This is a genomic window from Pseudomonas sp. S3_G06 (assembly GCF_054667565.1).
Genome location: NZ_CP162738.1, coordinates 371,665 through 391,559 on the forward strand (window position 1 = coordinate 371,665; position 19,895 = coordinate 391,559).

A 19,895-nucleotide genomic window follows, 5' to 3' on the forward strand; every position below is an offset into this window, starting at 1 on the left:
GATAAATCCCCTCGCCACAGGTCATCAAGCAAGCTACATGGCGCGGTTATTTCATGCCCAAACGCTTGGCCATCCGCCCAAGATTCGCCCGATCCACCCCCAACTCCCGCGCCGCACTCGCCCAGTTATCCTGGTGACGCTCCAGCGCTGCAATGATCAGGCGCCGCTGAAACTCATCGGTGGCACTGCGCAGATCCCCGCTGATTATCGGCAGCACGTTGACCAAGTCAGGGTTGGCAGGCGCAATCACGTTATCCACAACCTCACGGGGCAAATCCAGATCCGCCGCGCTCAGACTCAAAATCTTCGGCCGCACTTTGCAGTTACCCAGCGCCTTCAGCGCACTGCGCCCGATCAAATGCTCCAGCTCCCGGACATTCCCCGGCCAGGTGTAGGCCAGCAGCGCTTCCTGAGCATCACTGTTCAAACGCAGGCTATTGAGGCCCATGCGCGAGCGGTTCTGCTCGAGAAAGAAACCACTGAGCAGCAACACGTCGCGCCCGCGATCGCGTAGGGCCGGCACCCGCAGCGGGTACACGCTCAAGCGGTGATAAAAGTCGGCACGGTAGCGACCGCTGCGCACTTCTTCGGCCAGATCGCGATTGGTCGCGGCAATCAGACGCACGTCGACCTGGTGCTCCTTGTCCGAGCCCAGGCGCTGCAATTGACCGCTCTGCAATACGCGCAGCAACTTCGCCTGGACTGTCAGCGACAGCTCGCCGACTTCATCAAGAAACAGCGTGCCGCCATTGGCCAGTTCGAACTTGCCACGCCGGTCGCTGGTGGCGCCGGTGAAGGCGCCGCGCACGTGGCCGAACAGTTCGCTTTCCACCAGCGTGTCGGGCAGGGCGGCGCAATTGAGGCTGATGATCGGTTTGTCGGCGCGCGCGGAGGCGGCGTGGATGGCCTGGGCGACCAGTTCTTTACCGACGCCGGTTTCGCCGGTGATCAGAACAGTCAGATCACTGCCGCCGACCAGATTGATTTCTTCCACCAAACGTTTATGCGCCTTGCTCTGGCCGATCATTTCGCGGTGCTGCTGACCGCTGGCCTGACGGTAGACCTCGGCGCGCTGATGCTCGTCTTCGGCGCGGGTGGCTAGACGTTCGATGCGTTCGGCGGCGTTGACCGTGGCCGAGGCGAGGCTGGCGAAGGCTTGCAGGGCGTCGAGTTCGATCGGCTCGAAACGCTCCGGGTCCAGTGCGTCGAGGGTGATCAGGCCCCAGAGTTTTTCATCGACGAATAAAGGACAGCCGAGGCAGTCGTGAACTTCAAGATGATCGTCGAGGCCATCGACCAAACCGTCGTAAGGATCGGGCAAGTCGCTGTCGGCAGCGAAGCGCGTCGGCCCGGCGCCGGCCAGCAGGATTTCAAAACGCGGATGCTCGCTGACCTTGAAGCGCCGGCCGAGGGTGTCGGTACTCAAGCCATCCACCGCCAGCGGCACCAATGATTCGCCATCCAGACGCAACAACGCGGCGGCATCGCAGGGCAACAAGGCGCGCATGGCCTCGAGCAAACGCCGATAGCGCTCACCTTCGGGCAGTTCGCGGGAGAGGTCGGCGACCAGAGGCAGCAGGGCGGTAAGCAAGGATTTGGCGGTCATGGGTATGTAGTCAAAGAGACAAGGTGTAGTCGCGATGACTATACGTTCATTTGTGTCTAAATGACTACTAATGCCTCAAGTCGTTGAATTTAATGGATTAATTAGTTGGCACGAAAGCTGATATGCCTAAGGCAATCTTTCAAGAAAGCGCAGGAGTCACCTTATGCTTAGCGTCCAGGATCGTGCCATCATCAAATCCACCGTGCCTCTGCTGGAAAGCGGCGGCGAGGCGTTGATCACGCATTTCTACCGCATGATGCTCTCCGAATACCCGCAAGTGCGCCCGCTGTTCAACCAAGCGCATCAGGCCAGTGGCGATCAGCCGCGTGCCTTGGCCAACGGCGTGCTGATGTACGCCCGGCACATCGATCAGCTCGACCAGTTGGGCGATCTGGTGGCGAAGATCATCAACAAACACGTCGCCCTGCAGATTCTGCCGGAGCATTACCCGATCGTCGGCACCTGCCTGCTGCGCGCCATTTCCGAAGTGCTCGGCGAAGAGATCGCCACGCCTGAGGTGATGAGTGCCTGGGGCGCTGCGTACGGGCAACTGGCCGACATCCTGATCGGCGCCGAAACCGCGATCTATGACCAGAAGGAACACGCTGTCGGCGGCTGGCGCGGTGCGCGGGAATTCATCGTCGCAGCGAAGGTGCAGGAGAGCGCCGAAATCACCTCGTTCTACTTCGAACCAGCAGACAAAGGGCAGATTCTTGCGGCCGAACCGGGTCAGTACATCGGCATGAAGCTGACCCTAGACGGCGAAGAAATCCGTCGCAACTATTCGCTCTCGGCACTGGCCAATAACGGTCAGTACCGCATCAGCGTCAAGCGTGAACCGAATGGCCGCGCATCCAACTACCTGCATGATCAACTGCACGTCGGCTCAAGCATCCAACTGTTCCCGCCGTCGGGCGAATTCACCCTGGCGGCCAGCGACAAACCACTGGTGCTGATCAGTGGCGGCGTCGGTATCACCCCGACGCTGGCGATGCTGGAAGCCGCGCTGGCCACCGAACGTCCTGTGCACTTTATCCACTGCGCACGCAATGGCAGCGTCCACGCATTCCGTGACTGGGTCGATGGGCTGGCGGCGCGTCATCCGCAACTCAAGCGCTTCTATTGCTACGCCGAAGAAGATGGCGTCAGCCCGGCGGCGGACAAGGTTGGCCTGCTCAACGAAGAACTGCTCGGCGAGTGGCTGCCGGCGCAGCGTGATGTCGATGCGTACTTCCTCGGGCCTAAAGGGTTCATGGGCGCGATCAAGCGGCATCTGAAAGCGTTGGGCGTTCCGGAGAAACAGAGCCGTTACGAGTTCTTCGGCCCGGCTGCTGCTCTCGAGTGAGCTGAAACCGAGTTGTCTCGTTCGCGAGCAGGCTCGCTCCCACCGGATTTGCGTTCGACGCAGTTCCATTGTGGGAGCGAGCCTGCTCGCGAATCTTCTGCGCGCCGCAAAGCCATGTTGGTTAATCATTCCTTAACCGCTCTATCGTTTATTGCCCCGGTGTAGACTTGCGACAATTTCAGCCGCCGGCCGGCTGGACCATGGACTTACAAAGGAAAGGCAATGAGCGAGGAAACGATGCGGTTGGGGCGTGAGCGGCGCTATCTGGTGTTGCTGGGGATCATCTGCCTGGCGTTGATCGGCGGCGCACTTTACATGCAGGTCGTGCTCGGCGAAGCACCTTGCCCACTGTGCATTCTGCAGCGCTATGCATTGTTGCTGATTGCACTGTTCGCCTTTATCGGTGCGGGCATGCGCAGCCGTCGCAGCATCACCGTGTTCGAGACGCTGGTGGTGATCTGTGCGATCGCCGGGGCTGGTGTGGCCGGGCATCACGTCTATACGCAGTTCTATCCGGCGGTGAGCTGTGGCGTCGATGTGCTGCAGCCGATTGTCGATGATCTGCCGCTGGCGAAGATCTTCCCGCTGGGCTTCCAGGTTGACGGTTTCTGCTCGACGCCGTATCCGCCGATCCTCGGCCTGTCGCTCGCGCAATGGGCGCTGGTGGCGTTCGTGCTGGTGGTCATTCTGGTGCCGTTGCTGACCTCGCGTAATCGAAAAGCGCTGCGCTGAGTCAACTTCTCGGCAGAGCTGCCGATAAACAAAACGCCCCGGTTTTCGCTGCTGAAAATCGGGGCGTTTTGCATTTCAGAGCGTTTGTGAAAACACCGTGACGAACGGCAATGAAGCGTGCGGCAAATGTGCGACATGTTGTCACACAGGGGCTGTCGCAGGGACTCGGGATGCGGCGGATTGGCCGCCTGTTACATAAAAACATTGGCCAGTTTTAGTGTTTTCGGGCTTGAGCACGGACGTACTAGAGCAGGCAGTTTTAACAGGCGCCGGCAGATGGGCGAAGCCCTTGGAACATCGGGCTTTGCGCCGCTCCAGCGTTTGTAGATCGGGTGCAGAGCTGTCTGATTTGAGGCGGTTACGCTGGCGGATTTTGCCGCTTTTATTGAGAAACGCTTTCGATAACTTGCGCAACTTTTGCAAAAATGGCGATGGATTGTTGCTCTGAGTGATAAAAATTATTTCGGGATAAGACATGGTGTATAGGGCGCTACCTATCTACAATCGCCCGCACTGAATTCCCGACGCTGTTCAGCCTTTATCAAGGAACTGATCAGGAGGTCGGGTGTCGAGCGAGCCGCGAGGTTTTCGAGACACCCTGGTGTCGGTGCCTTTCCAATTTTCCGCACCAAATGGAATTGGTCTGTAACAAGGCCTTTGACCACGAATTCGAATAAGAACTGAACGCTGTCCCAAGGTTTTGTCGAGCGTGTGACGCGCGACGGGCGGCCCTTATTCAATCCAAAGAAAATGCCAACCCTTGGCAGGGTGAAGTGTTGGCGATCAAAACCCAACTGCATTGCGCAAGCTGCTTTAGAGGTCGTGAGATGAGTAAAAACAGGTACCCCAGATTACTAGGCCTAGTGCCGCTGCTCGGCACGTTGTTGCTGGGAGGCTGCAACATGACCTTGCTCAATCCAACGGGCCAGGTCGGCCTGGAACAGCGCAACCTGATCATCACCGCCACGCTGCTGATGCTGTTGGTCGTCGTGCCGGTCATCGTCATGACCTTCCTGTTTGCCTGGAAGTACCGCGCTTCGAACAAGAACGCCGTGTACACGCCGAAGTGGTCGCACTCGACCAAGATCGAAGTGGCCGTATGGACCATCCCGGTGCTGATCATCATCGCCCTGGGCTACATCACTTACATCTCGACTCACGAGCTGGACCCGTATCGTCCGATCGAGTCTGACGTCAAGCCTGTGACCATCGAAGTCGTCGCGCTGGACTGGAAGTGGCTGTTCATCTACCCGGAACAAGGCATTGCCACGGTCAACAAGATCGTGTTCCCGGCGCACACGCCAATCAACTTCAAGATCACCTCCGATGCCGTGATGAACTCGTTCTTCATCCCGGGCCTGGGCGGCCAGATCTACGCGATGGCGGGCATGCAGACCAAGCTGCACCTGATCGCTGACCGCAACGCTGAAATGGACGGTATCTCCGCCAACTACAGCGGTGCCGGTTTCACCGGTATGAAATTCAAGGCTATCTCCACCACTCAGGAAGATTTCGACGCCTGGGTAAGTGAAGTCAAGAAGTCGCCTAAACAGCTTGATCAGGCTGAATACGCGGCCCTGGCCAAACCGAGCCAGAACAACCCAGTCGAACTCTACTCGTCGGTCACGCCGAACCAGTTCCAGATCATCGTCGACAAGTACGAAGGTATGAAGCCGGGCAAGCCGCTGAAGCACGAGAAGAAAGAGAAAGAAGTGGCGGCCACGGATATTGACGCGGGTTCGCATTCAGCTGCCGGGGCAGAGGAGTAAACGATGTTTGGTAAATTAAGTTGGGAAGCAGTCCCATTCCACGAGCCGATCGTGATGGTGACCATCGCCATGATCGCCCTCGGTGGTCTGGCGCTGTTCGCTGCGATCACTTACTTCAAGAAGTGGACGTACCTGTGGACCGAGTGGCTGACTTCGGTCGACCACAAGAAAATCGGCGTGATGTACATCATCGTCGCCATGGTCATGCTGCTGCGCGGCTTTGCCGATGCGATCATGATGCGTACCCAGCTGGCCATGGCCACCGAGGGTTCGCCTGGCTACCTGCCACCTGAACACTATGACCAGATCTTCACCGCTCACGGTGTGATCATGATCATCTTCATGGCGATGCCATTCTTCACCGGCCTGATGAACCTTGCAGTGCCGCTGCAGATCGGCGCGCGTGACGTTGCGTTCCCGTTCCTGAACTCCCTGAGCTTCTGGCTGCTGGTGTCCGGCGTTGTGCTGATCAACCTGTCGCTGGGTATAGGTGAATTCGCCAAGACCGGTTGGGTTGCGTATCCGCCGCTGTCGGGTCTGCAATACAGTCCTGGCGTGGGTATGGATTACTACATCTGGGCGCTACAGCTATCCGGATTGGGTACGACGTTAACCGGGGTCAACTTCCTCGCGACCGTACTGAAGATGCGTACCCCTGGCATGAAACTGATGGACATGCCGATCTTCACCTGGACCTGCACCTGGGCAAACGTTCTGATCGTGGCTTCCTTCCCGATCCTGACCGCTACCCTGGCACTGCTGACCCTTGACCGTTACATGGATTTCCACATTTTCACCAATGAACTTGGTGGCAATCCGATGATGTACGTCAACCTGTTCTGGGCGTGGGGCCACCCTGAGGTTTACATCCTGATCCTGCCGGCCTTCGGCATCTTCTCGGAAGTGATCTCGGCCTTCACCGGCAAGAAACTGTTCGGCCACCACTCGATGATCTACGCCTCGGGCGCGATCTCGGTACTGGGCTTCATGGTCTGGCTGCACCACTTCTTCACCATGGGTTCGGGTGCGAGCGTCAACGCCTTCTTCGGTCTGGCGACGATGCTGATTTCCATCCCGACGGGTGTGAAGCTGTTCAACTGGCTGTTCACCATCTACCAGGGCCGTCTGCGCTTCACCAGCCAGGTAATGTGGACTCTGGGCTTCATGGTGACCTTCGCCATCGGCGGCATGACCGGCGTACTGCTGGCCATCCCGGGTGCTGACTTCGTGCTGCACAACAGCCTGTTCGTGATCGCGCACTTCCACAACGTGATCATCGGCGGTGCGGTATTCGGTTACATCGCTGGCTTCGCGTTCTACTTCCCGAAAGCGTTCGGCTTCAAGCTGCACGAAGGCTGGGGTAAAGCAGCGTTCTGGTTCTGGATCTCGGGCTTCTTCGTCGCGTTCATGCCGCTCTATGCACTGGGCTTCATGGGCATGACCCGTCGTCTGAACGCTACCACCAACCCTGAGTGGGTACCGTACCTTTACGTTGCCATGTTCGGTGCGGTGATGATTGCTGCCGGTATCGCCTGCCAACTGATTCAGCTGTACGTCAGTGTGCGTGACCGCAACAAGCCAGAGAACGTTTGCGATCACGGTGACCCGTGGAATGCACACACCCTGGAATGGTCGACCTCGTCGCCACCACCGTTCTACAACTTCGCTGTGCTGCCTAAGGCTGACTGCATCGACCCGTTCACCGAAGCCAAGGAAAACGGTACTGCGTACCAGCGTCCGGCCAAGTACGAGCCGATCCACATGCCGAACAACACCGCCACTGGCGTGGTGATGGGCGCGCTGTTGACCGTCTTCGGTTTCGCGATGATCTGGCACATCTGGTGGCTGGCGATCGCGAGCCTGGTGGGCACCGTCGTTTACTTCGTGATCCACGCTGCACGTGACGACCAGGGCTATATGGTTCCGGTTGAAACGATCGAGCGTATCGAAGCCGAGCAGCACAAGCGTCTGGTCGCGGCAGGGAAAATCCCGGCCAATGCCACCCGTGTTGAAACCTCGTTGGAACAGGCTTAAACCATGTCGAACTTAGTGACCAATGTTGGACACGCCCATGGTGACCATGGGCACGATGACCATCACCACGACTCGGGCGAGATGACCGTATACGGTTTCTGGCTCTACCTGATGACCGACTGCATTCTGTTTGCGTCGATCTTCGCGGTGTACGCAGTACTGGTAAACAACGTTGCCGGTGGCCCGTCGGGCCACGACATCTTCGAACTGCCATACGTGCTGGGCGAAACCGCTCTGCTGTTGTTCAGTTCGATCACCTACGGCTTCGCCATGCTGGCGTTGTACAAGGGCAAGAAGCAGGCAGTCCTGGGCTGGTTGTTCATGACCTTCCTGCTCGGCGCGGGCTTCATCGCCATGGAGATCAACGAGTTCCACCTGCTGATCTCCGAGGGCTTCGGTCCTAGCCGTTCGGGCTTCCTGTCGGCGTTCTTCACCCTGGTCGGTACCCACGGTCTGCACGTTTCGGCCGGTCTGATCTGGATGGGCATCATGATGTATCAGGTCAACAAGCATGGCCTGACGTCGACCAACAAGACCCGTCTGAGCTGCCTGAGCCTGTTCTGGCACTTCCTGGACGTGGTCTGGATCTGCGTCTTCACCGTTGTTTACCTGATGGGGACTCTGTAATGGCTAACGCACACTCCCATGACAGCCACGATGCTGGCCACGGCAGCGTCAAGTCGTACGCCATCGGCTTCATCCTGTCGGTAATCCTGACCGTCATTCCGTTCGGTCTGGTGATGTACCCGACCCTGCCGAAGTCGACGACGCTGGCAATCGTTCTGCTGTTCGCAGTGATCCAGGTGATCGTTCACCTGTATTACTTCCTGCATCTGGACCGTTCCATTGCACAGCGTAACAACGTGATCGCATTCGTCTTTACGGCGATCGTGATCGTGCTGCTGGTTGGCCTGTCGCTGTGGATCATGTTCAGCATCCACACGTACATGATGGCGAAGTGAGGTAGACCCGATGTCGCTCAAGCACTTTATCCAAATCACCAAACCGGGGATCATTTTCGGTAACGTGCTTTCTGTGGCAGGCGGGTTCTTCCTGGCCTCGAAAGGGCATGTCGATCTGGCGGTGTTTCTGGCCGCCATGATCGGTACTTCCCTGGTCGTGGCCTCCGGTTGCGTGTTCAACAACTGCATCGACCGCGACATCGACCTGAAGATGGAACGCACCAAGAACCGTGTGCTGGTCCAGGGCCTCATCTCCCTGAAACTGGCCCTGGTTTACGCGACCATTCTGGGTGTTCTCGGCGTTGCCTTGTTGTACAAGGTGGCCAACCCGTTGGCTGCCTTGTTCGCAGTAATCGGCTTCATCATCTACGTCGGCTTCTACAGCCTGTACCTCAAGCGCAAGTCGGTTCACGGCACGCTGGTGGGCAGTCTGTCGGGCGCCATGCCGCCAGTGATCGGTTACGTTGCCGTGACCAACAGCTTCGACATGGCCGCACTGACCCTGCTGGTGATGTTCAGCCTGTGGCAGATGCCGCATTCCTACGCCATCGCGATCTTCCGTTTCAACGATTACCTGGCCGCATCGATTCCGGTGCTGCCAGTGAAACGCGGCATTCAAGTGGCGAAGAAGCACATCCTGCTCTACATCCTGGCGTTCCTCGTGGCGACCTTGATGCTGACCTTCAGCGGCTACGCCGGCATGAGCTACCTCGCCGTCGCCGCCGCCATGGGCATGTACTGGCTGTACATGGCCTGGACCGGCTACAAGGCAGTCGATGACACCGTCTGGGCACGCAAGCTGTTCGTGTTCTCGATCTTCACCATCACTGCGTTGAGCGTCATGATGTCCCTGGACTTCAAGGTGCCGACAGAGCTGTTGCTGACGTACGCGCCGTAAGGTTTGCAAGCTTCAGAAAAAACCCCGCACGTTGAGAGATGTGCGGGGTTTTTTGTTTATTCGAGCAGCAATTTGTTGATAGGCTATCTATAGTCAAGCTGCTTATAGTTTGACTATGCGAACAATCTTTTTTGAAACCACGATATTTACCACAAGCGTTGGCCGCTATCTGACGGACGACGAATATCGAACAATGCAGAACTACCTTCAGAGCAATCCGCTTGCGGGCGATGTAATGCCTCGAACGGGTGGCTTCCGTAAGCTGCGCTGGGCTGATTCTCGCCGTGGCAAGGGAAGACGGGGCGGCTTGCGGGTTCTCTACTATTGGCTTATGAATGATGGTCAGTTCTGGATGTTCGCCATTTACGACAAAGATGAGGTTGAGAAGCTGACTGCCGAGCAGGAGAGGGCACTCAGGACAGCCATTGATAAAGAGTTGAAAAAACGAGGTACCCCATGAAAAAACGCGACCTGTTTGCAGAGTTAATGCAGGGCGTTGATGAGATGGCGGCTCAACGCGAGGGCAAGATCACACTGCGCAATACAGTGCTTGAGGACAAGCCTGTACCTGAAGTGGGCGCACAGGAAATTGTGGCTCTTCGAGAAAAACTGCATATGTCTCAAGCTGTTTTTGCCAGTCGAATCAGGACAAGTCCAAACACCCTTCGAAATTGGGAGCAGGAAAAGTCGAAGCCCAATGCTCAAGCAGCCTTATTGATACGACTGGTTGAAAAATTTCCAGATATGGTTGAGCGCTTGAACACTGTTTGAGCGCCGCTGAAGATCAGCTTGTGGTCCGGGGCATCCGAAGGTTTGGGGCTTTTTGTTCCATCTACGCTGGTTGCACAACTTACGCAAACACCCTAGATTTGGATCCAACCCCGACAGTAGTAGCTCCACGCCATCCCCCGGTGGTCGACTGTCCTAACCCGTGCATTGATCAAAAGGCTGGGCGCAATGACCGAACGGATGACCTGCGATGAGCGCTTTATCGCCCTGGCCGAAGAACTCAACTACGACATCTATGGCGAGAACACCGCCGGTGGCAATTACGCGCCGCTGATCCGTCATCACGATGAGCTGTACATCAGCGGCATGGTGCCGCGGGTCAATGGCAAGATCCTGTATCCCGGTCGCGTGGGGCTGGAATTGAACCTCAAGGATGCGCAAGCCGCGGCGAGCATCAGCGCCATGCGTTGCCTGGCGCTGATTGTCGATGCGGTCGGTTCGCTGGACAAGATTCGCGCGTTGTTGCGTGTCACGGTGTATGTGAAGTCGACTGCTGACTTTGTCGACCTGAGCGAAGTGGCCAACGGCGCTTCGGACGTGTTCAGCCATGTGCTGGGCGATGCCGGACGGCATACGCGCACGACCATCGGCGTGTATCAGTTGCCGAAGAATGCGGCGGTTGAAGTGGACATGATTGCGGCGTTGCATCCTTCGGCTTGAGGTTCCCGCCTCAAACAAAAAGCCCCGCCTGATCAATCAGCGCGGGGCTTTTTCACAAGTGCTTGGCAGATTACTGCGCCGCGATGCTGTAACCATCAAACGCCGTTTGCTGCTGCAGGGCGGTGATGATGTTTTTGCGGTTCACCGCCTGTTCCGTACCGGCGTTATCGACGAAGGTTTCGCTCTCCAGCTCGGCTTCATCGCCTTCACCGACGAAGGTGAAACCGAGGAATTCCAGTGCCTCACGATCAACATTCAGACGCGAACGCGGCGTGCGCATTGGCAGGGTCACGCTGGCGCCGTCCTTGCTGATGGTGAAGATTTCCACTTCTTTCTTCTTCGCAGCTTTGCTCTTGCCGCCGCTCGGATTGCTGATCGCCTGATGGGTCTGATTCAGCACCTTCAGCGCCAGACCATAAACGATTTCCTGAAACGCCGGATCGTCCTTGAAGCTGGACAGAATGCGCCCGATCGAGAACTTGCTGCTCAGGTCTTCCAGCGCGGCGATGTCGGCTGCCTCGGCGTCTTTCAGGCGCTTGAGTTCGCCCATCAGCTCGTACGCCTTGTCGTCATCAAAACTGTCATGCGCCTGACGGATCGCCGCACGCAATTCGCGGATCTGGTCGCTCTCGCGGGTCGACTGGAACGCGTCGAGGACCATCTCGCTGATGATTTTGGCTTGAGGCAGGTGTTGTGAAAGATTGATGGAGTTTTCGTATTCCGCTTTGGACGACTGGGTGACTACGGATTCAGCGGTGTTGAAATCGGACATTGAAATTTCACTACTTTTTAACTTGAGTTGAGGCGAGAAAGCACGAGGTCTTTTTCAGGCCGACTAATTTAGGGGAGCGGGGCGGCGTTGTCACGGAGCAACGGTCTGGTGGTCGGGATTTTTCCACTGCGCGCTATTTGCGGCGCTGACGTTCCATGGCAATCACGGACTTCTCGAAGCCCAGGCCGGCGAAAAAAGCTTCAGCGCCTTCGCGTCCAGCGCGCAGCACCCAGGTGATGTCCGGGTTGTCACCCATGACGTACTCCACCAGTGCCCGCCCGATTCCTTTGCGCCGATGCTGGTCATCGACCACCACCATAGACAGATAGCCGTTGGAGACCTCATCGGTAATTGCTCGAGCGAAACCGACAATTTGCTCGCCCAAGAGCGCAACAGCTGTACGCTGCGAATTGTGAATCAAGCGAGCAAAAGATTCGGCATCGCCAATGCGATGGCCCCAGCCATGCTGGCTGAGAAACAGCCTCGCCGATTCTGTTTCGCCGGGATGCAAGTCGCGCACGGTAAGGCTGTCGTTCATGGGATATTCAAGTCCTTATCAATTTCCATCGTGATTGATTACGGCCGGCCGACGTCAGGTTTCCCCCAAGTACGCATCGCAAACTCGACAAACCGTCTCAGCTTGGGCAATCGATAGCGATCCTGCGCATACAACAGATGCATCGGCCTGCTCGGCGGTTGGTAGTCCGTCATTACCCTGACCAGTTTGCCGTCGCGCAGATCCTGCTCCACCAGCGCGTCGGGCAGCATCATGATGCCCATGCCGTTGCGCGCCGCCTGGTGCAGACCGGCGGAGCTGTTGATCAGCATCGGCCCGCTGACGTCGACGAGGACTTCACCTTCCGGGCCGCTCAGACGCCAGCGTTTTTCCACCGATTGCCAGTCATCCCCAGCCGGGTAGGCGAAGGACAGGCAATCGTGTTGCTGCAAATCCTGTGGCGTGTGCGGCATGCCGCGCCGCGCGATGTAGTCGGGGGAGGCGCAGACCGTCAGGGTGTAGTCGATCAGGGGGCGGGCGATCAGGTTGGATTGGTCGAAATTGCCCAGGCGGAATGCGACATCGAGGCCGTTCTCCAGCAGATCCGGACGGCTGTTGGTCAGTACCACGTCGAGCTTCACTTGCGGATACAGCAAGGAGTATTCGCTGAGGGCCGGGGTCAGTCGTTCGACGCCGAAGGTCAGTGGCGCAGTGATACGCAGCAAGCCGCGCGGCTCGTCCGACGCTTGTTCGGCAAGGCGTTCGGAGTCGGCCACCAGGCCGAGCACTTCCAGGCAGCGCTGATAATAGACGCTGCCGAATTCGGTCAGGCGCTGGCGGCGCGTGGTGCGTTGCAGCAGTTGCACGCCGAGCCGTTGCTCCAGCGCGCGCAGATGATTGCCCACCATCGTCGTCGACATTTCGCACTTCGCAGCGGCGGCCGTCATGCTCCCGGTTTCGACCACTTTGACGTAGACGCCCATCGACTGAAACAAATCCATTATCAAGCTCGGCTTTTAAATGATTGAAGTTTTTCCGGGTTTATCCAGCTCAGGTGGCTAACCATACTGCAAAAACACCGACCTGCAATGGAGTTTCACGTCATGACCGCCGCCCTGATGAACACCTACCAACCACTGGCCCTGAGTTTCACCAAGGGCCTGGGCACGCGCCTGTGGGATCAGGCGGGGCGCGAATATCTGGACGCTGTTGCCGGTGTGGCAGTGACCAATGTCGGCCACTCGCATCCGCGCATCGTCGCGGCGATCAGCGAGCAAGCGGGGCTGCTGCTGCACACCTCAAACCTGTACAGCATCGACTGGCAACTACAGCTGGCCAAACGGCTGACGGCGTTGTCGGGGATGGAGCGCGCGTTTTTCAACAACTCCGGCGCTGAAGCGAACGAGACGGCACTGAAACTGGCGCGCCTGTACGGCTGGCGCAAAGGCGTCGAGCAGCCGCTGGTGGTGGTCATGGCCAACGCTTTCCATGGCCGCACCCTCGGCACGCTGTCTGCCAGCGATGGCCCGGCAGTGCGCCTGGGATTCAACGAACTGCCGGGGGACTTCGTCAAAGTGCCGTTCGGCGATCTCGCCGCGCTGGAGCAAATACAGCGCAAACACGGCGCGCGCATCGGGGCGATTCTGGTCGAACCGATCCAGGGCGAAGGTGGCGTACAAGTCGCACCGCCGGGTTATCTCAAAGCCCTGCGCGACCTGTGCAATCGCCACGCGTGGCTGCTGATGCTCGATGAAATCCAGACCGGCATCGGCCGCACCGGGCAATGGTTCGCCTGTCAACACGAAGGCATCGTGCCCGACGTCATGACCCTGGCCAAAGGCCTCGGCAATGGCGTGCCGATTGGCGCCTGCCTGGCCCGTGGCCGCGCGGCGGACCTGTTTACCCCAGGCAGCCACGGCAGCACCTTCGGCGGCAATCCACTGGCCTGCCGGGTCGGCTGCACGGTGCTGGACATCATCGAGGAACAAGGTTTGCTGGAGAATGCGCGGGTGCAGGGCGCACGGCTGCTGGAACGCTTGCGCGCCGAATTGGCAGACAACCCGAACGTGCTGGCAATCCGGGGGCAGGGCCTGATGATCGGCATCGAGCTGAAACAACCGGTGCGCGACCTGCCGCTGATCGCTGCGCGGGATCACGGCTTGTTGATCAACGTGACTCGTGGCAAGACCATCAGGTTGCTGCCGCCGTTGACGATTGATGAGCGCGAGGTGGGGATGATTGTCAGAGGGGTCGGGCGGACGTTGTCGTCAGCCCTATCTGCATAATCACTGCTGCGGAGTGTCTGGTAAGGACAGCGAATTGACTGTCCGCAAAAGTGACTCATAGTCAGTCAGACCTATCATCACAACCGGTTCGGCACCGCGCCTGGTAATCAGCAACGGTTCGCGATCATTGGTTGCTTGGTCCATCGACAAGGCCAGGTGAGCTGTGGTTTTGCTGAAGGTGATGGTTTGCATGATGTGGGCCTGCGAGTGGTTGGTACACAGCGAGGTCGACTGTGATTGCGCCCAGTATCACTTAAGCACTTCGGAGACGTTTCCGAGAGGCTTGTAATCCTTATCTGCTGTAATTGTCAGCAGGTGGAGTGCCCGTTGCCGGGCCCTCCACCTATACTCAGATCTGGTTTCAGTCTGGCCCATCTCCCAACTCCGGCGCCAGCATTCTCGTCTTCTCCGCCCCATTCGAGTTGTGCTGAACAATCTCGCTCGGCTGCCCCTGTTCATTGAAAAACACCTGTCCGATCCCCGCCGAATTCCACAGCCGCTCCCCGGCCTCGGCATGTTCCGGCGTATATGGGACGATGCGCATCAAGCGGCGTTTGGTGAACCAGTTCAGCGGCGAGCGCGGTGAGTAGAGCCAGCGGTTGAGGCGGTCGAACCATTCCAGCAGCGTCGGTGGGAATTCGTTCTTGATGCCGCTGCTGGTGATCTGCCAGATCCGTGGGCCGGCCTTGCGGTGGCGGATCAGGACTTCGTAGACGAAGGAATAATGCACATCGCCGGACAGCACCACGTAGTTTCCGGGTGTGCGCGAGTGTCGGAAAATGTTCAGGATCACCTGTGCCGCGCCGCGATGGGCCATCCAGTTTTCCGCGTCGACCAGCAGCGGATAACCGCACCAGCTGAACACCTTTTGCACGGTTTCAATCAGCTTCACGCCAAAGATCGGCGCCGGCGACACGATGATTGCCGAAGGGTGATCGAGCAGTTCCTGTTGCAGTTCGCTCAAGGCTTCCCAGTCGAGCAGGCCCGACGGTTGCTTGAGCGCCATCTCGCTGCGCCAGCGCCGGGTGCGCGTGTCGATCACCACCAGTGCCGGACTGCTCGGCAATACGAAATGCCACTGCTGAAAACGCAGCAACTGATCAATCAGATTGTCCTGCACTGGCATGTCCAGATAGCCGTCATCACCGCTGGCGCTCAGTTGCGCGGTCTGTTCCAGCATTCCTTTGAAAGCGTCCGGATTGTTGCCCCAGCCCTGACACAACAGATAAGCAATCAGCGCATTGCCAATGATGCGTTTGGAGAACGGATGGCCGTAGGCCGTTTCCTCCCATTGCGCTGAGAGATTCCAGTCATCGGTGATGTCGTGATCATCGAAAATCATCAGGCTCGGCAGATGCGCCAGTGCCCGCGCGACGTTGCCCAGGCCAGCCTTGAAGGCATCGATGCGCGTCTGCTCGAGGTTGTAGCGCTTGCGGCGTTCCGGCGTCAGCGTCGGCGCGCTCGGATTGATCAGCGACCACGGCGTCGGCGACCACACCAGCATATACATGGCCATGACTTCGGCGAATGTCACCAGGTGATTGTCGGCGCTACTGCTGGTGAAAATCGGCTTACGCGCGCCACCGAAAAATCGCTCGCGCAAGGTCTCGTTGCTCTCCAGCGCCGGTAACAAATCCGCACGGTGGTAGTAGCTGGCCGGGTGCTCATAGAGCTTGGCGCTGTCGCTGACCACGGCACCGTCAAGGTGCTCATCGAACAGACCCAGACGCTCGATCAAGGCATGAATCGCCCGCAGCATCGGCCCGGCGACGTCGTCGGCATAGACCTGATCACCACTCATCATCAGCAGCGCCGGGCGCCGTTGCGCATCGGTTTCGTCGGCCAGCAATTGATCGACGCAGAGCAAACCGTCGGTTGCCGGATGATGCGGCTTGCGGCAGGAGCCGTGGAGCAATTGATCGATCCGCGAACGCACGACGAGGTTCGCGCAGGTAGCGCCGGGGTAAAGCAGATGAGGCGCCCACTCAGCCATACCGATGGCGTCATCGATCAGCAGGTCGTAAGCGATAAACGTGTCGCAGGGCAGGGCGCATTCAAGTTGGACGTCGATCAGATGCACGAACGCATGACGGCCTACGGCAATGACCGTGCATTTCGCTGAGTCGAGCGGGATATCTCCTACACCTTGCAGGCGCAAGGTCAGCGTCAGTTTACGCGAGCCCACCAGCCACAGCACCACGCGCGTCGGCTCCAGCCGCCGCAGCAGCGGGCCGGCCAGTACAGGAGGCAGCGAGGTGAGGTCATCAGGTGTTGAAAACATCGAGGGCAAAGCTCAAGGCGCACAGGCCGGCGATGATAGCGCAGCCGGCGCCTTGATCCCTTAAATCAGCCTTAAGAGTCGGCTTTTTGCAGTTTCAGCGCCAGCAAACGCCATTCCCCGGCCGTCGCGTCAACTCTCGGCAGCTCTTGCACAGAGCAATCGAAACGGTAGGTGACATCGTCGCCATTCATGTTGCGCGCGGTGACGCTGTTGCTGAAGCTGTAGACCTGATCCTTGTAGCGATGGCTGACCAGCGCTTTGCTGTCGGCAAAACGCGCCGACGCGGGATAGCGCAGGGTGCTGGTGACAAACGGGCTGCACATGACATACGCGATCATCGACTTGTCGGCCTGTGCGTCGCCGCGCAACTTCTTGTTCAGCGCGGCCAGGGCCATGCGACCCTCGTAGTCGCTTTGATTCAGCACCGTCTGTACCGCCATTGATTTCGGCGCTCGGCTGACGTTATTCGGCAACAGTGCGGAGTCCGGGGGGGAAGGCTTGTCGTCCGCTTCGATGGCAGCAAAAACCGGCGCATCTTTCAGTTCAGTGGCGGGCGTGACTGCCTCGGCTTCAGGCAACACAGAGGTCGACTCGACGACTGGCGTGTTTTGCGCCTGCGCCGCCTCGTGATCGAACGACGAGGGAAACAGCGAGAACGTGATCGACAACATCACCAGCCCGACAATGAACCCACCCGCTGCGCCAACGATGTTGCCGTAGAAAATGTTCCAGCTGCCGCGGTTCTTCACCACCCAGCGCCACATGAAACCCCAGACAGCAACGAACGCCAGAAGACGCAAAAACTCCATTTGATCCTTTCCTTACCTTTCAACAATCCAAGCGCGGCGCGAGACGATCAGCGAGCCCCGACGATGCGCGGCAAGATAGCAAAATAGACGCGCCGTCCGGCTACGGCTGCGGAAAATAATTCGCCGCCAGAAAAATCAACGTGACCATGCCTGCGGCAACGCCACAGACCCCCGCGAGCAGTTGACGTGCAACCGGATGCGCCGGCTGTCGACGCTTGGCGATCCACAACCACACACCCGCCAGAACGCCCGCGCTGGTCATGAACACCACCAGGCTGTTATGCAGTCCCGGCGCTGCCATGGTGGTGCCGAACAGCCCGTCATAAAGCAGTGTGAAGACAATGCCCGCCACCACAGCGCTACCCGCTCCGGCGAGGTTTGCCAACAACAGATTCCAATGCCCGCGCTGTCGCACCACCCAGAACCACATTGCCGCCATGACCACCAAACACAACACAGCATCCATCGGATTTCTTTCCTTGCCACGAAACAGAGGCGACAACTTGGTCGCCTGTTGAGAGTGGACGGCACGATAGCAAAATAGTAGCGTCGCGCCATGCCTTCTCTGTAATGGACTACCCATGTTTTCCACAACTCGTTTGCTGCAACTGCTCGGCGCTCTCACCCTTGCCATCTCCATTACCCCAGCCTTCTGCTTCGCGAAAGAACACCCGCAAGCCAGCTGGAATTACTACCTCGCCAATTGCCAGCGGATGCAGGAGACAATCGCCGACGTCCAGAGCGGTCGCGTCTCCGCTGCCTATGCAGCCACGTCGGGCCTGCAAGACAGCCTCGCCTCCATGAACGAGCGCCGCCTCAACCTGCTACCGCAACACCTCGACTCCAGCGAGTATGCCCACTGCGAAAACGTCGCCGCCCACGCCGAGGCAACCCTGGCCCAAGGCAAAGCCGAGTTCGCCGCGCAAATGCAACGGGGTGTGGAGGAGGGCCGTATTGCGCACCAGAACTCCCCCGCCTACCAACGTGCCCGTTCCCTCGGCTACAGCGACGTCGGCGACATCTCCTTCCTGAAACTGCACGAAGACACCGACGGCGAAGCCCGCCTGAAAACCATGCTCATCACCGTCGACGAAATCTGCGGCCAATACTTCCGCGCCACGCAATACGTGAAGCCCTATGTGATCTACACGGTGCGACCGTCGGATGGCGGCTGTGGCGAAGTGAAGCGTGTTGCGATAGTTGGCGGCGGGCAACCAGAGAAGGGCGACTACATCGATCCCAATGGTGAGTTTCAATACATGGGCTGGAAACAACTGGTTGGCGCTGACGGCTTTCCAACGGATATTCGAGTACTGAAAGCGCGTCGCTGATCGGACGAGATAGCGGCATGGCTGTAGCGCGGCACTCAAAGAATGTCGCGCAAATACCCCTTCAGCGCGAGCAGCGGCTGACCCAGCTGCTCCACCGACCGCGCCTGAGCCAACTCCGCCGACAACTTGCGCAACTCCCGCCCCAACGGCTTCTCGACCCCACCCAAGGCATCCAGCGCCAGGTTCAGGCATTCGTTCATCTTGAACTGAATGGCCTCGACATCGCCGCGTTTCACCAGTAGCTCGAAAACATCTTTCTGGTAATCGCCCATGACCATGTCATCGCGCAGGATCGGGCTCAGGCCTTCTTCTTCGTAGGCGAGTTTGAGGGAGAAGAGGGCGACGGTTTCCAGTGAGGTTTCCATGGGGATGTCTGTCAGTGAAGTGAAGGGTTTGAAACCAATGCGCGAAACGCCAGAGGAAGTTTGACGTGCGGGCGTGATTATACGGGCGGGGATCGCATGCGAGGCAACCAGCAATCGGGCATCTAAAACCTACAAACTCGCGCAGCATTGACATCCACTTTGATACGACGCTTTGATTACTAACACTGAACATCAGCGGAGTGACCATCATGGAATACGACATGAAACTGATCGACGACGCCGTCCTTGCTCTCCTGGCAGCCTATAGCTCCGACGACGGCAATGCGTGGAAGGGCTATGACTTCGAGATCATGAACCGCTTGCACGAGCAGGGTTTGATCAGTAATCCGGTTAACAGGAACAAGTCGATATGGTTGACGAAGGAAGGGGTGGAGCGGGGGCGGGAGATTGCTGAGCGGATGTTTGCAGTCAAGGAGTAGGGAGGAGCCGCGTCCCATTCTGAAACTTGAGTTGATGGCAAGGTAGAAAACGCCAGCGAAGTACCAACCGCGTTAACCCAAGCAACAGGTAGCGCGGTCTGGTGATCGAGCACTTTTTTGAATGATCGGATGCGGCCGTCCAGGCTGAATTTCGTGATAGGTTTACCTCTCGAAAAGGATTTTTTTGACAGGAGTCATCCATGGCTAACCCAGCCGCTCGTAAAAGCGATCCCTCCAGCTGTCCTGTTCCAGGGCACGGAACGAACCCCATCGCGACAGGTTCGCCCGACGTGTTCTTCGATGGTTTGCCCGCAGCTCGCC

The 19,895-nt window shown here is 58.3% G+C and carries 22 protein-coding genes and 1 pseudogene; 14 read left to right on the top strand and 9 right to left on the bottom strand.

Features of this window, described 5'->3' with window-relative positions; genetic code table 11:
- Positions 1–46: 46 nt before the first annotated feature.
- Positions 47–1,606, bottom strand: coding sequence for a nitric oxide reductase transcriptional regulator NorR (norR, locus tag AB4N47_RS01745; protein WP_341638844.1), 1,560 nt, complete (start codon positions 1,604–1,606; stop codon positions 47–49).
- Positions 1,607–1,769: 163 nt separating this feature from the next.
- Between norR and hmpA the strand changes: the two genes are divergently transcribed.
- The 10 genes from hmpA (at position 1,770) to AB4N47_RS01795 (ending at position 10,795) form a co-directional block, all read left to right on the top strand.
- Positions 1,770–2,951, top strand: coding sequence for an NO-inducible flavohemoprotein (gene hmpA, locus AB4N47_RS01750; protein ID WP_341638845.1), 1,182 nt, complete (start codon positions 1,770–1,772; stop codon positions 2,949–2,951).
- Between the two features lie 222 nt (positions 2,952–3,173).
- Positions 3,174–3,683 (top strand): disulfide bond formation protein B, encoded by a 510-nt coding sequence (locus tag AB4N47_RS01755; RefSeq protein ID WP_016773299.1) that lies wholly within the window; start codon positions 3,174–3,176, stop codon positions 3,681–3,683.
- 827 nt (positions 3,684–4,510) lie between these two features.
- Positions 4,511–5,452 (top strand): ubiquinol oxidase subunit II, encoded by a 942-nt coding sequence (gene cyoA, locus AB4N47_RS01760; protein ID WP_024014231.1) that lies wholly within the window; start codon positions 4,511–4,513, stop codon positions 5,450–5,452.
- A 3-nt stretch (positions 5,453–5,455) separates the two neighbouring features.
- A complete protein-coding gene (gene cyoB / locus AB4N47_RS01765) occupies positions 5,456–7,486 on the top strand; it encodes a cytochrome o ubiquinol oxidase subunit I (protein ID WP_039761405.1) in 2,031 nt (676 codons plus the stop codon).
- A 3-nt stretch (positions 7,487–7,489) separates the two neighbouring features.
- The gene (gene cyoC, locus AB4N47_RS01770) at positions 7,490–8,113 is read left to right on the top strand and encodes a cytochrome o ubiquinol oxidase subunit III (protein WP_016773303.1); all 624 of its coding nucleotides are present in this window, start codon (positions 7,490–7,492) and stop codon (positions 8,111–8,113) included.
- Positions 8,113–8,448 (top strand): cytochrome o ubiquinol oxidase subunit IV, encoded by a 336-nt coding sequence (gene cyoD / locus AB4N47_RS01775; RefSeq protein ID WP_011335842.1) that lies wholly within the window; start codon positions 8,113–8,115, stop codon positions 8,446–8,448. Before cyoC ends, cyoD begins: the two co-directional genes overlap by 1 nt.
- Before the next feature lie 10 nt (positions 8,449–8,458).
- Positions 8,459–9,346, top strand: coding sequence for a heme o synthase (gene cyoE, locus AB4N47_RS01780; protein WP_016773305.1), 888 nt, complete (start codon positions 8,459–8,461; stop codon positions 9,344–9,346).
- Positions 9,347–9,461: 115 nt separating this feature from the next.
- The gene (locus tag AB4N47_RS01785; protein WP_130888210.1) at positions 9,462–9,806 is read left to right on the top strand and encodes a toxin; all 345 of its coding nucleotides are present in this window, start codon (positions 9,462–9,464) and stop codon (positions 9,804–9,806) included.
- Positions 9,803–10,117, top strand: a complete 315-nt coding sequence (locus AB4N47_RS01790) for a helix-turn-helix domain-containing protein (protein WP_041479944.1) — start codon at positions 9,803–9,805, stop codon at positions 10,115–10,117. Before AB4N47_RS01785 ends, AB4N47_RS01790 begins: the two co-directional genes overlap by 4 nt.
- A gap of 186 nt (positions 10,118–10,303) precedes the next feature.
- The gene (locus tag AB4N47_RS01795) at positions 10,304–10,795 is read left to right on the top strand and encodes a RidA family protein (RefSeq protein ID WP_341638846.1); all 492 of its coding nucleotides are present in this window, start codon (positions 10,304–10,306) and stop codon (positions 10,793–10,795) included.
- 70 nt (positions 10,796–10,865) lie between these two features.
- On the opposite strand, the gene AB4N47_RS01800 is transcribed toward AB4N47_RS01795, so the two are convergent.
- The 3 genes from AB4N47_RS01800 to AB4N47_RS01810 all read right to left on the bottom strand — a co-directional run bounded on the left by AB4N47_RS01800 (position 10,866) and on the right by AB4N47_RS01810 (position 13,064).
- On the bottom strand, positions 10,866–11,567 hold the full coding sequence (locus AB4N47_RS01800) for a hypothetical protein (RefSeq protein WP_016773307.1): 702 nt from the start codon (positions 11,565–11,567) through the stop codon (positions 10,866–10,868).
- Between the two features lie 133 nt (positions 11,568–11,700).
- Positions 11,701–12,105: a GNAT family N-acetyltransferase gene (locus AB4N47_RS01805; protein WP_341638847.1), complete on the bottom strand. Its 405-nt coding sequence runs from the start codon at positions 12,103–12,105 to the stop codon at positions 11,701–11,703.
- A 38-nt stretch (positions 12,106–12,143) separates the two neighbouring features.
- Entirely contained in the window at positions 12,144–13,064 is a 921-nt protein-coding gene (locus tag AB4N47_RS01810; RefSeq protein WP_122611838.1) for a LysR family transcriptional regulator, read from the bottom strand.
- 102 nt (positions 13,065–13,166) lie between these two features.
- On the opposite strand from AB4N47_RS01810, the gene AB4N47_RS01815 reads away from it, so the two are divergent.
- Positions 13,167–14,348 (top strand): aspartate aminotransferase family protein, encoded by a 1,182-nt coding sequence (locus tag AB4N47_RS01815; RefSeq protein WP_341638848.1) that lies wholly within the window; start codon positions 13,167–13,169, stop codon positions 14,346–14,348.
- Here AB4N47_RS01815 and AB4N47_RS01820 read toward each other — a convergent pair whose 3' ends face one another.
- The 4 genes from AB4N47_RS01820 to AB4N47_RS01835 all read right to left on the bottom strand — a co-directional run bounded on the left by AB4N47_RS01820 (position 14,349) and on the right by AB4N47_RS01835 (position 17,904).
- Positions 14,349–14,540, bottom strand: coding sequence for a type II toxin-antitoxin system Phd/YefM family antitoxin (locus AB4N47_RS01820; RefSeq protein WP_016770565.1), 192 nt, complete (start codon positions 14,538–14,540; stop codon positions 14,349–14,351).
- Between the two features lie 169 nt (positions 14,541–14,709).
- Positions 14,710–16,629, bottom strand: coding sequence for an alkaline phosphatase D family protein (locus tag AB4N47_RS01825; protein ID WP_341638849.1), 1,920 nt, complete (start codon positions 16,627–16,629; stop codon positions 14,710–14,712).
- Positions 16,630–16,700: 71 nt separating this feature from the next.
- Positions 16,701–17,438 carry a hypothetical protein gene (locus AB4N47_RS01830; RefSeq protein WP_341638850.1) on the bottom strand — a complete coding sequence of 246 codons (738 nt, stop codon included), beginning with the start codon at positions 17,436–17,438 and terminating at the stop codon, positions 16,701–16,703.
- Between the two features lie 100 nt (positions 17,439–17,538).
- Positions 17,539–17,904: a hypothetical protein gene (locus tag AB4N47_RS01835; RefSeq protein WP_041479936.1), complete on the bottom strand. Its 366-nt coding sequence runs from the start codon at positions 17,902–17,904 to the stop codon at positions 17,539–17,541.
- Positions 17,905–18,019: 115 nt separating this feature from the next.
- Between AB4N47_RS01835 and AB4N47_RS01840 the strand changes: the two genes are divergently transcribed.
- Positions 18,020–18,769, top strand: a complete 750-nt coding sequence (locus tag AB4N47_RS01840; protein ID WP_122699551.1) for a hypothetical protein — start codon at positions 18,020–18,022, stop codon at positions 18,767–18,769.
- Positions 18,770–18,804: 35 nt separating this feature from the next.
- Here the strand turns inward: AB4N47_RS01840 and AB4N47_RS01845 are convergent, their stop codons facing one another.
- Positions 18,805–19,134, bottom strand: a complete 330-nt coding sequence (locus AB4N47_RS01845) for a hypothetical protein (protein WP_016773313.1) — start codon at positions 19,132–19,134, stop codon at positions 18,805–18,807.
- A 221-nt stretch (positions 19,135–19,355) separates the two neighbouring features.
- On the opposite strand from AB4N47_RS01845, the gene AB4N47_RS01850 reads away from it, so the two are divergent.
- Positions 19,356–19,574, top strand: a complete 219-nt coding sequence (locus tag AB4N47_RS01850) for a DUF6429 family protein (protein WP_341638851.1) — start codon at positions 19,356–19,358, stop codon at positions 19,572–19,574.
- A gap of 200 nt (positions 19,575–19,774) precedes the next feature.
- Positions 19,775–19,894 (top strand): annotated as a pseudogene (locus AB4N47_RS01855) (PAAR domain-containing protein); the annotation flags it as partial.
- Position 19,895 lies beyond the last annotated feature (1 nt).

Coding starts and splice junctions, on each gene's coding strand:
- norR (WP_341638844.1), bottom strand. CDS start 1,606: ATGACCGCCAAATCCTTGCTTACCGCCCTGCTGCCTCTGGTCGCCGAC.
- hmpA (WP_341638845.1), top strand. CDS start 1,770: ATGCTTAGCGTCCAGGATCGTGCCATCATCAAATCCACCGTGCCTCTG.
- AB4N47_RS01755 (WP_016773299.1), top strand. CDS start 3,174: ATGAGCGAGGAAACGATGCGGTTGGGGCGTGAGCGGCGCTATCTGGTG.
- cyoA (WP_024014231.1), top strand. CDS start 4,511: ATGAGTAAAAACAGGTACCCCAGATTACTAGGCCTAGTGCCGCTGCTC.
- cyoB (WP_039761405.1), top strand. CDS start 5,456: ATGTTTGGTAAATTAAGTTGGGAAGCAGTCCCATTCCACGAGCCGATC.
- cyoC (WP_016773303.1), top strand. CDS start 7,490: ATGTCGAACTTAGTGACCAATGTTGGACACGCCCATGGTGACCATGGG.
- cyoD (WP_011335842.1), top strand. CDS start 8,113: ATGGCTAACGCACACTCCCATGACAGCCACGATGCTGGCCACGGCAGC.
- cyoE (WP_016773305.1), top strand. CDS start 8,459: ATGTCGCTCAAGCACTTTATCCAAATCACCAAACCGGGGATCATTTTC.
- AB4N47_RS01785 (WP_130888210.1), top strand. CDS start 9,462: ATGCGAACAATCTTTTTTGAAACCACGATATTTACCACAAGCGTTGGC.
- AB4N47_RS01790 (WP_041479944.1), top strand. CDS start 9,803: ATGAAAAAACGCGACCTGTTTGCAGAGTTAATGCAGGGCGTTGATGAG.
- AB4N47_RS01795 (WP_341638846.1), top strand. CDS start 10,304: ATGACCGAACGGATGACCTGCGATGAGCGCTTTATCGCCCTGGCCGAA.
- AB4N47_RS01800 (WP_016773307.1), bottom strand. CDS start 11,567: ATGTCCGATTTCAACACCGCTGAATCCGTAGTCACCCAGTCGTCCAAA.
- AB4N47_RS01805 (WP_341638847.1), bottom strand. CDS start 12,105: ATGAACGACAGCCTTACCGTGCGCGACTTGCATCCCGGCGAAACAGAA.
- AB4N47_RS01810 (WP_122611838.1), bottom strand. CDS start 13,064: ATGGATTTGTTTCAGTCGATGGGCGTCTACGTCAAAGTGGTCGAAACC.
- AB4N47_RS01815 (WP_341638848.1), top strand. CDS start 13,167: ATGACCGCCGCCCTGATGAACACCTACCAACCACTGGCCCTGAGTTTC.
- AB4N47_RS01820 (WP_016770565.1), bottom strand. CDS start 14,540: ATGCAAACCATCACCTTCAGCAAAACCACAGCTCACCTGGCCTTGTCG.
- AB4N47_RS01825 (WP_341638849.1), bottom strand. CDS start 16,629: ATGTTTTCAACACCTGATGACCTCACCTCGCTGCCTCCTGTACTGGCC.
- AB4N47_RS01830 (WP_341638850.1), bottom strand. CDS start 17,438: ATGGAGTTTTTGCGTCTTCTGGCGTTCGTTGCTGTCTGGGGTTTCATG.
- AB4N47_RS01835 (WP_041479936.1), bottom strand. CDS start 17,904: ATGGATGCTGTGTTGTGTTTGGTGGTCATGGCGGCAATGTGGTTCTGG.
- AB4N47_RS01840 (WP_122699551.1), top strand. CDS start 18,020: ATGTTTTCCACAACTCGTTTGCTGCAACTGCTCGGCGCTCTCACCCTT.
- AB4N47_RS01845 (WP_016773313.1), bottom strand. CDS start 19,134: ATGGAAACCTCACTGGAAACCGTCGCCCTCTTCTCCCTCAAACTCGCC.
- AB4N47_RS01850 (WP_341638851.1), top strand. CDS start 19,356: ATGAAACTGATCGACGACGCCGTCCTTGCTCTCCTGGCAGCCTATAGC.